The 13,210-nt window shown below is 60.5% G+C and carries 13 protein-coding genes; 8 read left to right on the top strand and 5 right to left on the bottom strand.

Translation table 11 applies throughout. The features are described 5' to 3' along the window. Positions 1-56: 56 nt before the first annotated feature. Both miaA and mutL read right to left on the bottom strand, forming a co-directional pair. Complete coding sequence (gene miaA / locus ABS758_RS00430; RefSeq protein ID WP_350379620.1) at positions 57-1,004, bottom strand: tRNA (adenosine(37)-N6)-dimethylallyltransferase MiaA; 948 nt, start codon at positions 1,002-1,004, stop codon at positions 57-59. Positions 1,005-1,149: 145 nt separating this feature from the next. Further along, the gene (gene mutL / locus ABS758_RS00425) at positions 1,150-3,174 is read right to left on the bottom strand and encodes a DNA mismatch repair endonuclease MutL (RefSeq protein WP_350379618.1); all 2,025 of its coding nucleotides are present in this window, start codon (positions 3,172-3,174) and stop codon (positions 1,150-1,152) included. A gap of 58 nt (positions 3,175-3,232) precedes the next feature. On the opposite strand from mutL, the gene ABS758_RS00420 reads away from it, so the two are divergent. Beyond that, a complete protein-coding gene (locus tag ABS758_RS00420; RefSeq protein WP_350379616.1) occupies positions 3,233-3,880 on the top strand; it encodes a VTT domain-containing protein in 648 nt (215 codons plus the stop codon). Here ABS758_RS00420 and ABS758_RS00415 read toward each other — a convergent pair. The 3 genes from ABS758_RS00415 to ABS758_RS00405 are packed head-to-tail and all read right to left on the bottom strand — an operon-like array spanning position 3,877 to position 6,692. Further along, on the bottom strand, positions 3,877-5,172 hold the full coding sequence (locus ABS758_RS00415) for an N-acetylmuramoyl-L-alanine amidase (protein WP_424299597.1): 1,296 nt from the start codon (positions 5,170-5,172) through the stop codon (positions 3,877-3,879). The two genes, ABS758_RS00420 and ABS758_RS00415, sit on opposite strands and share 4 nt — an antisense overlap. A gap of 44 nt (positions 5,173-5,216) precedes the next feature. Then, positions 5,217-5,744: a tRNA (adenosine(37)-N6)-threonylcarbamoyltransferase complex ATPase subunit type 1 TsaE gene (tsaE, locus tag ABS758_RS00410; protein ID WP_350379614.1), complete on the bottom strand. Its 528-nt coding sequence runs from the start codon at positions 5,742-5,744 to the stop codon at positions 5,217-5,219. Between the two features lie 54 nt (positions 5,745-5,798). Then, entirely contained in the window at positions 5,799-6,692 is an 894-nt protein-coding gene (locus ABS758_RS00405; RefSeq protein WP_350379611.1) for an AEC family transporter, read from the bottom strand. 260 nt (positions 6,693-6,952) lie between these two features. On the opposite strand from ABS758_RS00405, the gene ABS758_RS00400 reads away from it, so the two are divergent. From ABS758_RS00400 to nuoF, 7 genes are all read left to right on the top strand, one after another. Continuing rightward, the gene (locus ABS758_RS00400) at positions 6,953-8,155 is read left to right on the top strand and encodes a porin (RefSeq protein ID WP_350379609.1); all 1,203 of its coding nucleotides are present in this window, start codon (positions 6,953-6,955) and stop codon (positions 8,153-8,155) included. A 364-nt stretch (positions 8,156-8,519) separates the two neighbouring features. Further along, the gene (locus ABS758_RS00395) at positions 8,520-8,879 is read left to right on the top strand and encodes an NADH-quinone oxidoreductase subunit A (RefSeq protein ID WP_350379606.1); all 360 of its coding nucleotides are present in this window, start codon (positions 8,520-8,522) and stop codon (positions 8,877-8,879) included. Positions 8,880-8,894: 15 nt separating this feature from the next. Next, positions 8,895-9,371 carry a NuoB/complex I 20 kDa subunit family protein gene (locus ABS758_RS00390; RefSeq protein WP_066457841.1) on the top strand — a complete coding sequence of 159 codons (477 nt, stop codon included), beginning with the start codon at positions 8,895-8,897 and terminating at the stop codon, positions 9,369-9,371. A gap of 84 nt (positions 9,372-9,455) precedes the next feature. Continuing rightward, complete coding sequence (locus ABS758_RS00385) at positions 9,456-10,073, top strand: NADH-quinone oxidoreductase subunit C (RefSeq protein WP_350379603.1); 618 nt, start codon at positions 9,456-9,458, stop codon at positions 10,071-10,073. A 1-nt stretch (position 10,074) separates the two neighbouring features. Beyond that, positions 10,075-11,328, top strand: a complete 1,254-nt coding sequence (locus ABS758_RS00380) for an NADH-quinone oxidoreductase subunit D (protein WP_350379600.1) — start codon at positions 10,075-10,077, stop codon at positions 11,326-11,328. A gap of 27 nt (positions 11,329-11,355) precedes the next feature. Next, positions 11,356-11,841: an NADH-quinone oxidoreductase subunit NuoE gene (gene nuoE, locus ABS758_RS00375; RefSeq protein WP_350380199.1), complete on the top strand. Its 486-nt coding sequence runs from the start codon at positions 11,356-11,358 to the stop codon at positions 11,839-11,841. After that, positions 11,838-13,208, top strand: coding sequence for an NADH-quinone oxidoreductase subunit NuoF (gene nuoF / locus ABS758_RS00370; protein WP_350379599.1), 1,371 nt, complete (start codon positions 11,838-11,840; stop codon positions 13,206-13,208). Before nuoE ends, nuoF begins: the two co-directional genes overlap by 4 nt. Positions 13,209-13,210 lie beyond the last annotated feature (2 nt).

The raw sequence follows: 13,210 nt of genomic DNA, 5'->3' as shown, positions 1-13,210 counted from the left end.
GCGATTCCTTCAGGCCAAACGATGCGGGAGCCCTCGGGCAACCAAGGTCTGCCTGATCACACTTTCAGAACCTGTGCGCAGTGTCGCAAAACCTGCCCGGCCGCATCATCGGCCAGGCAGTCCACCGTTAGCCGCTCGGGTAAGGCGCGCAGCCAGGTAATTTGCCGCTTGGCCAGCTGGCGGGTGGCTGCAATCGCCCGCTCGACAGCCTCGTCCAGCGATGTGTCACCATCCAGGTACGCCCACAGCTGGCGGTAGCCCACGCAGCGGATCGAGGGCAGCCCAGGGTGGAGATCGGCGCGGGCGTGCAGGGCACGCACTTCGTCCAGCAAGCCGGCGCGCATCATGGCCTCGTAGCGTTGCGCAATCCGGCGATGCAGCACCAGCCGGTCGGAGGGCTCCAGGCTGATAGTCAGAAATTGCCAGCCCGGCAGCACCGGCTGGGAGGCCTGCGCCAGCCAGTCGCTCATCGGGCGGCCGCTGGTGCGCCAGATCTCCAGGGCGCGTTGCAGGCGCTGGCTGTCGTTGGGTGCCAGACGGGCGGCGGTGATTGCATCCACGCGCGCCAGCTCTTCATGCAATGCCGGCCAGCCGCGCTCGCGGGCTTCGTCATCCAAGGCCTGGCGGATGGCGGGGTCGGCCGGTGGCAGAGCATGTAGCCCTTCGCGCAGCGCCTTGTAATACAGCATGGTGCCGCCGCACAAAATCGGAATCCGGCCGCGCTGGCGGATGGCTTGAGCCAGCGCCGCAGCATCATGGGCAAACTCGGCAGCGGAATACGCCTGCGCCGGGTCGCGGATATCCAGCAGATGGTGAGGCACTTGTGCTTGTTCCTGGGGATCCGGCTTGGCCGTGCCGATGTCCATGCCCCGGTAGATCGTGGCCGAATCCATCACGATGATTTCGATGGGCCAGCGTGCGGCCAGGGCCATCGAGGCCGCCGATTTGCCCGAGGCCGTGGGCCCGGCCAGGCAGATCAGCAGGGAAGAGGCGTTTGAATTCATTCAGTCAGTACAGAGGCAGTCAAAATGAGGGCGGTCGTTGTCAGGAGCAGGCAGCGGTGGTTAAAAATCGGTGGGGTGGCCGTCAGCATCAGGACGGTCGTTGTCAGAAGGGAACAGTTGTTATAGGTGCCAGGTTGGTCTGGTTCTATTGGCCCCGCATAAACAGCTTGTCCAGGTCGGCCAGGCTCCATTGAAACCAGGTGGGGCGCCCGTGGTTGCATTGGTCGGCACGTTCGGTGCGCTCCATTTGCCGCAGCAAGGCGTTCATTTCATCCAGCGTCAGGCGGCGGTTGGCACGGATGGCGCCATGGCAGGCCATGGTGGACAGTAACTCGTTGCGTTGTTCGGTGAGGCGGGCTGATTGCCCAAAGCGTTCGACATCGGCCAGCACACCGCGCGCCAGGGATTCGATATCGCCCTGGGCCAATAGGGCAGGCACCGCCCGCACGGCCAGCGATGCCGGGCCGGTGGCACGGATGCGCAGGCCCAGTTGATCCAGGGTGTCCTGGTGTTCCTGGGCAATCGCCACCTGGGTCTCGCTGACGCTAAGCACCACGGGTACCAGCAGATCCTGGGCGGGCAAGGATGCCTGATCCAGGCCAAGCTTCAGGCGCTCGTACACCACGCGCTCGTGCGCGGCGTGCATGTCCACCAGCACCAGCCCATGCGCGTTTTGCGCCAGGATATACACACCGTGCAGTTGGCCCAGCGCCATCCCCAGCGGCATGTCGTCGGCTGCGCCAGTTTGCTTGCCTGCTATCCCCCCGCTTGTTGCGGCCCCCGGTGATCGCTCGTTCGTGGGCTTAATCAGGCCGCCAGATGGCCATCCAACTGTGGGTTCGGTCTGGCCGCCTGGCAATGCCCGGCCCGCCTGCGCCGATTGTTCGTTAGTGCTCAATGGCCGATAAAGGCTGCGCCAATCAACACCTGGCGTGGTGTCGTGCATGGCAAAGCGCTGCTGCACCGGAACCTGCCCCGGATAGCGGCCCGGCCTGCCCTCATTGGCTGGCGTCTGCCATGCAGTCGATGCGCCATGCTGCCCGCCCGCGTTGTCAGCACCAGAACCGGTGCCGCCTCCGGACGGCAACACGACGGTGTTCCAGGCTGAGCCCGGTATAGCCGCCCCTCCCAGGGGTGCATGGCCACCACCAGGCGCAGGCAGCGTATCTGCGGCCTCGCCGGCTGCGCCACCGCGCTGTGCCAGCACTTGCCCCAGCGATTGCGCTACATAGCGGTGCACCGCCCCGCTGTCGCGAAACCGCACCTCGCTTTTGGCGGGGTGCACGTTCACATCTACCCCGGTGGGATCCACCCCCAAAAACAGCACATACGCGGGCTGGCGGTCGCCATGCAGCACGTCGGCGTAGGCTTGGCGCACAGCGTGTCCCACCGTGCGGTCGCGCACAAAGCGGCCATTCACGTACAAATACTGGCGATCGGCCCGGTTGCGGGCAAAGGTGGGGCGCGTAATGCAGCCCTCCAGGGTGATCAGGCCTTGTTCACAAGACACCGGCAGGCTTTGTGCCTGAAACTCGGCTCCCAGCACGTCGCGGATGCGGCCCTGGATATCGGTGGCCAGCCAGTTGCGTTGTGGTTTGTCGTTATGAAACACCCGCAGGGCAATCTCCGGATGCGAGAGCGCAATCCGCTCGATGGCATCCAGGCAGTGGCCATATTCAGTGGCCTCGGAGCGCAAAAACTTGCGCCGTGCGGGGATATGGTCAAACAGCTGGCGCACGTCTACGCGGGTGCCCACGGGGCCCGCCGCGGCCGAGGGCTGCGTCTGCCCGGGGCTGAGCTGCCAGGCTTGCTCGCCATCCGCTGTGCGGGATGTCAGCGTCAGCTGGGCCACCGACGCAATCGACGCCAATGCTTCACCCCGAAACCCCATGGTGGCCACGGATTCGAGCTCGGCCAAAGAGCCAATCTTGCTGGTGGCGTGCCGTTGCAGCGCCAGCCCCAGTTGCGCCGGGGCAATGCCATGGCCGTCGTCGGCCACCAGGATGCGTCGGATGCCACCGCCGTCCAGCCGGATTTCGATGGCGCGCGCGCCCGCATCCAGTGCGTTTTCCAGCAATTCTTTAAGTACGGAGGCTGGGCGTTCGATGACTTCGCCGGCAGCAATCTGGCTGATCAGCGTGTCGGGCAGGGCAGTGATGGGTCGCGTCATGAAAACGATTATAGTGACGGTTTTGCCGCGCACTAACTTCTAGAGGTTGCACACGGCCATGGCCGAATTCTTTCATCTGCTGCTTAATATTGATCAGTCTCTGGGTGTGTGGGTGGCCCAATACGGCGCCTGGATCTACCTGATCCTGGCCCTCATCATTTTTGGTGAAACCGGCCTGGTGGTCTTGCCCTTTTTGCCGGGCGATTCTTTGCTCTTTATCGCCGGTGCATTTGGGGCCACGGGCCATCTGGATCCCGTGCTGATGGCCGGTATTTTGGTGGTGGCAGCCATTTTGGGCAACACGGTTAATTACTCGGTGGGGCGCTACATCGGGCCCAAGGTGTTTTCGCACGATTACCGCTTTCTCGATCGCAAGGCCTTGCTTAAAACCCATGCCTTCTACGAAAAACACGGCGGCAAAACCATCGTGCTGTCGCGTTTTTTGCCGCTGTTTCGCACCTTTGCCCCGTTTGTGGCCGGTGTGGCCGGCATGCGTGTGGGCCTGTTTCAGTTTTATAACGCCGTGGGGGCCGTTGGCTGGATCGTTGGCCTGATCACGCTGGGGTATTTTTTTGGCAACGTGCCCATCATCAAAGAGCATCTCGATACCATTGTGCTTATTGGTATCGGGGCGGCCGCCATCCCGGCTGTGCTGGGGGTGCTGTGGAAACTCCTGCGCGGTAAGGATTCGTCCAAGGCCACCTAGGCGCGTCGCGCCAGCGCCGGATTGGCCGCGAAGTAATCCTGTACGCCACTGAGCACCGCCCGGGCAATCTTTTGCTGGTGCGCCGGGGTGCGCAGCAGCGATTCTTCTTCGGGATTGCTGATAAACGCGGTCTCCACCAGGATGGACGGAATGTCGGGTGCTTTTAGTACGGCAAACCCGGCGCGCTCGATATGATTTTTGTGCAGGCGGTTGATCTTGCCGATCTCGCGCAGCACCCGCGTACCCACGTTGATCGAGTCGCTAATCTGCGCGCCGGTGGATAGATCCAGCAACACCTTGGCCACCTGGGCGTTGTGCGCACCCAGGTTGACGCCGCCAATCAAATCGGCATCGTTTTCTTTCTTGGCCAGCCAACGGGCCGCCGAGCTGGTGGCGCCGTGTTCAGACAGGGCCCATACCGATGACCCGCGCGCCGAGGGCTTGATCCAGGCGTCGGCGTGGATGGAGATAAACAAATCTGCCTGCACGCGCCGGGCCTTTTGTACCCGTACGTTAAGGGGCACAAAATAATCGCGATCTCGCGTCAGATACGCGCGCATATTGGGCTGCGCATCGATCATTTTTTTCAAGCGCTTGGCAATCTGCAACACGATGTCTTTTTCGTGCGTGCCGCGCCGCCCGGTGGCGCCGGGATCTTCGCCGCCATGGCCGGGATCCAGTGCAATCAACACCGGGCGATCCTGCCGCTTGGGCAGCCTGGGCTTGGGTGACAAGGCCACGGGTGGCGGTTGCTTGGCCGACGGGGGCAGCTCTTGCCCTTGCACCGAGGGCACGGGAGCCTCGGAGGGGCTGTTTTGCGCCAGGCTCTCGAGAATACCGGCCAAAGGATCGTTTTGCGCATCCTTCAGCAAGGCCATCAGCGGGTCTTGGGCAACCTTGGGGTAAAGATCAAGCACCAGCCGGTATTTGTATTCGCCAATTGGCTTAAGCGTAAACACTTGTGGTGCCACATCCTGCTTCAGGTCGAACACCAGGCGCACCACATCGGGGCGGTTTTGCCCCACCCGCACCGAGCGGATATAGGGATCGTTGGGTTTGATCTGTGAAATCAGGCGGTTGATGCCGGCATTCAGCCGCAAGCCGTCGATGTCCACCACCAGACGAAACGGGTTCTGCAGCATAAAGTGCTCGGCCTTGAGATCCGAGTCCATCTCAAGCGTTACCCGCGTGTATTCGTCTGCGGGCCAAGTGCGCACGGCCACAATCGTGGCCGCGTTGGCATGCCGTGGCATCACGGATAGCGCCAGCAGGGTGCAGCCGGCGGTAATCATCGTCCGGCGCAAAGGCTTGGCCACCGTGTTCGGGGCCGGGGGGATCAGGTTTGCAATGGGGGTAGGTGCGTCAGCCATAGCTGTCCTTTTTCGCTGCAGGCGCTTAGCCATGCACGGCGTCCCGCCCCCGCGTATTCCAGCAAAATATCCAGATCCGGAGGAGGCAGGCGGGTGCCCGCTTGTTCGGGCCATTCGATCAGAACCACTGCATTTTCGGCCAGCAGTTCGCCAAAGCCCGCGTCCCGCCATTCGTGCGCATCGCTAAATCTATAGAAATCAAAGTGATAGAAGTATAAGTTAGAAACATTATAGCTTTCAAGCAAGGTGTAGCTAGGGCTTTTGATTCGTCCGCTTACACCGCAGGCGCGCAACAGGGCCCGCACCAGGCTGGTTTTACCCGCGCCCAGATCGCCGCGCAGGTGGATTCGCCCCCCGGGCGCCCCCTGCGGGCCGCCGGGCGCGCCAGGCTTGGGCGGGTGGCCCGTCAGCAGTGGCGCCAGGCGTTGTGCCAGCGCCACGGTGGCATCCTCATCCGGCAACAGAATTTCACGGGGGGCAGCGGGCAGGGTCATGGTTATATGGCAGGTAGAGATCAAAAACAGGCCAGGGGTCAGCGGATGATAGCCCTACCGCATAAGCCCCAGCCAGATCGGTAGGGTGATGGCCGACAGCACCGTGCCCAGAGACATGGTTACCGCCACCAGCCGGCCGTCGCCGCCCATGCGGGCTGCCAGCACGTGCGCCGCCGAGGACGTCGGTACGGCCGAGAACAGTAGCAGCACCAGGCGGGTCTCGGCCCCCAGGCCCATCATCCATGCCAGGGCCAATGTCCATATTGGCAACAAAACCAGCTTGGCGGCAATCATCCAGGCCATCAGGGGTGCGTGCTGGCGCCCGCCCTGTAATGACAAGGTGGCGCCCACGCACAGCAAGCCCAGCGCAATGGCACACGCGCCCAGCCGGCTTAACGCCACCTCGGCTACATGCGGCACCGGGATCCCCAAGAAGTTGAACGCCAGCGCCGCCAGCGTGGCCAGGATAAACGGATTGCGCGCCATCTCCGCCAGCGCGTGTCCGCCGTTGCGGCTGGCCAGCGCATGCACCGCACCTACATTACTGATAGGGATGGCAAACCCCAAGATCACAGCCATGGTGGATTGCGCCTCGGGCCAGCCCAGGCTGGCCGCCAGGGCCAGCGCCAGATAACTGTTGAACCTGAATGCGCACTGTGCCGTCGCGGCGTGCGCAGCCGCGTTGGGACGCACCACCAGACGGCCCAGCCAGGCCAGGGCAATCCCGCCCAGCATCACCCCCATGGTGGCAGCCAGCAACACCGTCGCGGTATTGAGTGCCATCGGCGCCTGCGTGATCGAATGAAACAGCAGCGCCGGAAACAGCACAAAATAAACCAGCTTCTCGGCCTGCCTGAAAAACGATGCGTCAAAACCAAAGCGGTGCAGCAGCAGCCAGCCCAGGGCAATCACAAGAAAATCCGGCAAGATCAGCAAGAAAACAGACATAGGCACCACGCAACAGGTCTTTGGCGGCCTCTGCTTTAATACAAAGCGCCGCCCAGCCGCGATTGTACGGTTACGAGCCCATCTGTTGTGGTTCTGCAACGGCTTTTAAGGAAACTGGGCCCTTTAAGACCCTCAACATGGCAATTGCGCCGGATTTTTGATGCAATACCAACAACTTCCCTTCGCGGAGTTAGAAAGAGCAGCAGCACAGGATGTTGTTGGCCTGCTCTGATTCACACAAATCTACGGAGATTTCTTACATGAAAAAGACTCTGCTCGCTGCTGCTCTGCTGGCCGGTTTTGCTACCGCTGGCGTTGCTCAAGCAGAAACGTCCGTGACGCTGTACGGTATCCTGGATACCGGCTACGGCTATCAGAACTTCAAATACGACCACGATGGCGCCGATCAAACTGCCAAGACCTCCGGTCTGCGTAGCGGCACCGTCAACGGTAACCGTTTCGGCCTGAAGGGCTCCGAAGATCTGGGCAATGGCCTGCGCGCCATTTTCCAATTGGAGCAAGGCTTTGATCTGGGTAACGGCCAGCCTTCCAGCGACCGCCAATTCCATCGCCAAGCGTTCGTCGGTCTGTCCAGCGACAGCTGGGGTACCTTCACGATGGGCCGTCAGTACAGCGCCGGTGTCGAAGTCGGCAACCTGATCTCCAATGGCTGGAACATGGGTGATGTGGATAAGGTCTTCGGTGGCGTGGGCTACGGTAACCGTATCGACAATTCCTTCAAGTATGTCTCGCCTGATTTCGCTGGCTTCAAGCTGATCGCTTTGTATGGCTCCGAAGGTAATGACTCAATTGATCGCGTAGATGGTCAAGGTTGGGCCAAGATCAAATCCCACCTGGATAGTGACGGAAAAACCGTGGTTTCGGAAGTTGCAGGTTCCAGCGAGCGTACTTCCCGTACCTCCTTGGGTCTGACGTACGCCAACGGCCCGATCAGCGCCGGTGCCAGCTACGACCGTAGCGGCCAGACTGCAAACAACGACCCCATCACCAGCTGGAACTTGAATGCTGCTTACGACTTCGAAGTCGTTAAGCTCTCCTTGGCTTATGGCCAAGACCGTCATGGCAAACTGGGCTGGGGCAGCAACACTGGTGGCCTGACCGGATTTGGTGCTGCTAAGACCGTTTACGCCTTTAACAAGTTCGGTGTCTCTAGCTATTCCGACTTCAAGTCCAACAACTACCACGTTGGCCTGAGTGCTCCTCTGGCTGGCGGCAAGCTGTACGCTGGCTGGAACTACTCCACGTCCAATCTGGATGATGCTATCGCTGATGGCGCCAAGGGCGATTATGCTGGCAATATCAGCACCTATCAGATCAACTACTTCTACCCGCTGTCCAAGCGTACTGGCGTCTACGCCTATGGTACCTACGGCAAGAACCTTGGCTACGTCAAGGATCTGAAGGGTACCGAAGCCGGTATCGGTCTGAACCACAAGTTCTAATCGCTACGCGTGGCTTGTCCACGCGGCGATGTGGCCTGGCTTGCCGGGCTGCACAAAACTTGGGAGGGCTTCGGCTCTCCAACAAAAAACCACCTTCGGGTGGTTTTTTGTTGTCTGGTGGTTCGGGGTGCTGGCGCTGCATGCTTGCCTGTGTGTGCTGACTTTGCCCGCTGATCTGGCCGGCCTTGATCCGGTTTGTCATTGCGGGGAAATCTGATCGCCTCATTTCAGGTGCCTGAAAGCCGATCTGTGCTTAGCTGGGTTGACCCATATCAAATGTGTTTCAGGCACGGGTTTTCCCTGCGAATAAGCTTGTCGAAATGATACAATCCCGTAGTTTGATCTTCTGGAGCAGGGGCCTATCATGAATCTGGAACAGTACTTTCCTGTGCTGCTTTTCATCATCGTCGCCACCTTGATTGGCGCGGCCCTGCTGGTGGCGGGGCGTTTGCTGGGCCGCAATGTGCCCGATGCCGAAAAGCTTTCCGTGTACGAATGCGGTTTCGAATCCTTTGGCGATTCCCGCATGAAATTCGACGTGCGCTATTACCTGGTCGCCATCCTGTTCATCATGTTCGATCTCGAAATCGCGTTTCTGTTTCCCTGGGCTATGGCGAACGACGCCGTGGGCATGGTGGGGTTCTGGGCGGTGGCAATCTTCCTGGGCATCCTCACGGTGGGATTCATCTACGAGTGGCGCCGCGGCGCACTCGACTGGGAATAATTGGGGGTAAGCAAAATGGCTGTAGAAGGCGTCATGGAAAAAGGCTTCATGACCACCAGTGCGGACAAGTTCCTCAACTGGGCTAAAACGGGCTCTCTGTGGCCCATGACATTTGGTCTGGCCTGTTGTGCCGTCGAGATGATGCACGCCGGTGCGGCGCGCTACGATCTCGACCAATTCGGCATTATTTTTCGTCCCAGCCCGCGTCAGTCCGATCTGATGATCGTGGCTGGCACGCTGTGCAACAAGATGGCTCCGGCACTGCGCAAGGTGTACGACCAAATGCCCGAGCCGCGCTGGGTGGTTTCGATGGGCTCCTGTGCCAACGGGGGCGGCTACTACCACTACTCCTACTCGGTGGTGCGTGGTTGCGATCGTATCGTGCCGGTGGATGTTTATGTGCCGGGCTGTCCGCCCACGGCCGAGGCGCTGGTATACGGCTTGCTGCAGATGCAAAACAAGATCCGTCTTACCAACACCATTGCGCGCTAGCGGGTTTGCCGGCGCGTCGCCACAAGGCGGCCTGTGTTTCATCACCCGGCACTCCCATCCCTGATCCGAACCCACGATCTGCATATGACACGGCTACAGACACTAGAAACCAATCTGCGCGATGTCCTGGGGGCCTCGGTGCTGGTTACCGAATCCCTGGGCGAGCTCACCCTGCAGCTGCCCCAGTCTGCCTGGGCAGACACCTGCCGCATCCTGCGCGATCACGCCAGCCTGCGCTTTGAATCCTGTATGGATCTCTGCGGGGTGGATTACTCTGCCTGGAAAGCGCCCACTTACCACCCGGGCTACTCTACGCAGCATCCGCACCGCTTTGCAGTGGTCGTTCATTTGCTGTCGGTTACCCATAACTGGCGGCTGCGTGTGCGGGTGTACGCCGAGCACGATGAATTCCCCGTGGTGGCCTCTTTGGTGGATGTCTGGCCGTCGGTCAACTGGTACGAGCGCGAAGCCTTTGACCTCTACGGCATTGTGTTCGAGGGCCATCCCGACTTGCGCCGCATCCTGACCGACTACGGTTTTATTGGCCATCCCTTCCGCAAGGATTTCCCCATCTCCGGCCACGTCGAGATGCGCTACGACGCCGAGCAAAAGCGCGTGATTTACCAACCGGTCACCATCGAGCCCCGCGAGGTGACCCCTCGCGTGGTGCGCGACGATCACTACGGAATCGAACGGTACTGATATGGCAGAGATTCAGAACTACAACCTCAACTTTGGCCCGCAGCACCCGGCCGCCCACGGGGTGTTGCGCCTGGTGCTCGAGCTCGACGGCGAAGTCGTCCAGCGCGCCGACCCTCACATTGGTCTGCTGCACCGCGCCACCGAGAAGCTCGCCGAGACCCGCACGTTTTTGCAAACCTTGCCCTACATGGATCGGCTCGATTACGTCTCCATGATGTGCAACGAGCATGCCTACTGCATGGCTGTCGAGCGTCTGCTGGGCATCCAGATTCCGGTGCGTGCGCAATACATCCGCGTGATGTTCGACGAAATCACCCGCATCCTTAACCACCTGATGTCGTTGGGCTCGCACGCCCTCGACGTCGGTGCCATGGCGGTGTTTTTGTATGCCTTCCGCGAGCGCGAAGACCTGATGGACTGCTACGAGGCTGTCTCCGGTGCGCGCATGCACGCCGCTTACTACCGGCCCGGTGGTGTGTACCGCGATCTGCCCGACACCATGCCGCAGTACGCGGGCTCCAAGTATCGCTCCGACAAAGAAACCAAGGCCATCAACGAAGCCCGCTCGGGTTCCCTGCTTGATTTCATCGAAGACTTCACCAACCGGTTTCCCACCTGCATCGACGAATACGAAGTCCTGCTGACCGAAAACCGCATCTGGAAGCAACGCCTGGTGGACATCGGCGTGGTTTCTCCAGAGCGCGCCCTGGCGCTGGGCTTTACCGGCCCCATGCTGCGTGGCTCGGGCATCGAGTGGGATCTGCGCAAGAAGCAGCCCTACGAGGTTTACGACAAGCTTGATTTTGATATTCCGGTGGGCAAAAACGGCGATTGCTACGACCGCTATCTGTGCCGCATTGCCGAGATGCGCGAATCCAATCGCATCATCCGCCAGTGCATCGAGTGGCTGCGCAACAATCCCGGCCCCGTCATTGTGGGCAACCACAAGGTGGCGCCGCCCAAGCGCGAGCGCATGAAAACCGGGATGGAGGACATGATCCACCATTTCAAGCTGTTTACCGAGGGCATGCACGTGCCCGAGGGCGAGGCCTATGCCGCGGTAGAACACCCCAAGGGCGAATTCGGCATTTATCTGATCTCTGATGGTGCCAACAAGCCTTACCGCCTTAAAATCCGGGCGCCGGGGTTCGCCCATCTGCACTCGCTCGAAGAAATGTCCAAGGGGCACATGATTTCCGACGTGGTCACCATCATTGGTACCCAGGATATTGTGTTTGGCGAAATCGACCGCTAAGGCCCGGACATCACAGGAACCATGACGATGCTGCTTTCCGAACAAGCTTACCGGGACATCGACCGGGAAATCACCAAATACCCGGCGGATCAAAAGAAATCCGCCGTGATGGCGGCGCTGACCATTGCACAAACCGAAAAAGGTTGGGTCTCCCAAGAAGTCATCCGCGATGTGGCGGCTTATCTTCAGATGCCCACCATCGCAGTGCAAGAGATTGCCACCTTTTACTCCATGTACAACACCCAGCCGGTGGGACGCTTTACGCTTACCATCTGCACCAACCTGCCCTGTGCGCTGCAAGGCAGCGGCCAGGCAGCCCAGTACCTCAAAGAAAAACTGGGGATCGATTTTCACGAGACCACGCCCGATGGCCTGTTTACCCTCAACGAGGGCGAGTGCATGGGTGCCTGTGGTGATGCGCCGGTTATCCTGGCCAACGACAAGCACATGTGCTGCCGCATGCAGCCCGAGAAAATCGATGCCCTGATCCGCGAACTCAAGGAGTCGGCATGAGCGCACAGGACGTCTTGCAGAAATTTGGCACGGATGCGCTTAACCCCGAGTTAGGACAAGATCCTTCACGCAGCATGATTTTCCACAACCGGCACATCAAGCCGCTGCTGCTGGCGGGGCTGGACGGCAACAACTGGGGGATCAACGACTACATCGCCCGCGGTGGCTACGAATCCCTTAAAAAGATTCTCACCACCGGGATGACGCCCGACGATGTGATCGCCGAGCTCAAGGCTTCCAGCCTGCGGGGCCGGGGCGGTGCAGGGTTTCCCACGGGGCTCAAGTGGTCGTTCATGCCGCGCAACCTGCCGGGGCAAAAGTACGTCGTCTGCAACTCCGACGAAGGCGAGCCAGGCACGTTCAAAGACCGCGACCTCCTGCGCTACAACCCGCACTCAGTGATCGAAGGCATGATCATCGGCGGCTTTGCCATGGGCGCGTCGGTGGGCTACAACTACATCCACGGCGAAATCTTCCAGATCCACGAGCGCTTCGAAGAAGCCTTGCACCAGGCGCGCGAGGCCGGGTTCCTGGGCGAGAACATTCTGGGTTCGGGCTTTTCGTACCAGTTGCATGCGCACCACGGTTTTGGCGCCTACATCTGCGGCGAAGAAACCGCCTTGCTCGAGTCTCTCGAAGGCAAAAAAGGCCAGCCGCGATTCAAGCCGCCGTTCCCGGCCAGCTTCGGTCTGTATGGCCGGCCCACCACCATCAACAACACCGAAACCTTTGCCGCGGTGCCCTTTGTGTTCCAGATGGGTGCGCAAGCCTATCTAGAGCTTGGTATCGAGAAAGCCGGCGGCACCAAGATCTTCTCGGTGTCCGGCGACGTCGAACGCCCCGGCAACTACGAAATCCCGCTGGGTACGCCGTTTTCCAAGCTGCTCGAGCTTGCCGGCGGGGTCAAGGGCGGGCGGGCGCTCAAGGCAGTGATTCCGGGGGGCTCGTCCTCTCCGGTGCTGCCTGCCGACATCATGATGAACACCAACATGGATTACGACTCCATTGCCAAGGCCGGCTCGATGCTGGGCTCGGGGGCCGTGATTGTGCTGGATGACACCCGCTGCATGGTCAAATCGCTGATGCGCCTGTCGTACTTCTACATGGAAGAATCCTGCGGCCAGTGCACGCCATGTCGCGAGGGCACGGGCTGGCTGTATCGCATGATGCAGCGCATGGAGCACGGCCAGGGCACGATGGAAGACATCGAAACCCTGGATTCGGTGGCGCACAACATGATGGGTCGTACCATCTGTGCGCTGGCCGACGCGGCCGCCATGCCGGTACGCAGCTTTATCAAGCATTTCCGCGACGAATTCGTCCACCACGTCGACCACAAAGATTGTGTGGTCGCCAAGTATCTGTAGGG

The sequence above is a fragment of the Castellaniella sp. FW104-7C03 genome, from assembly GCF_040276085.1.
Taxonomy (GTDB): domain Bacteria; phylum Pseudomonadota; class Gammaproteobacteria; order Burkholderiales; family Burkholderiaceae_B; genus Castellaniella.
This window is presented reverse-complemented; position numbering and strand designations above follow the sequence as displayed.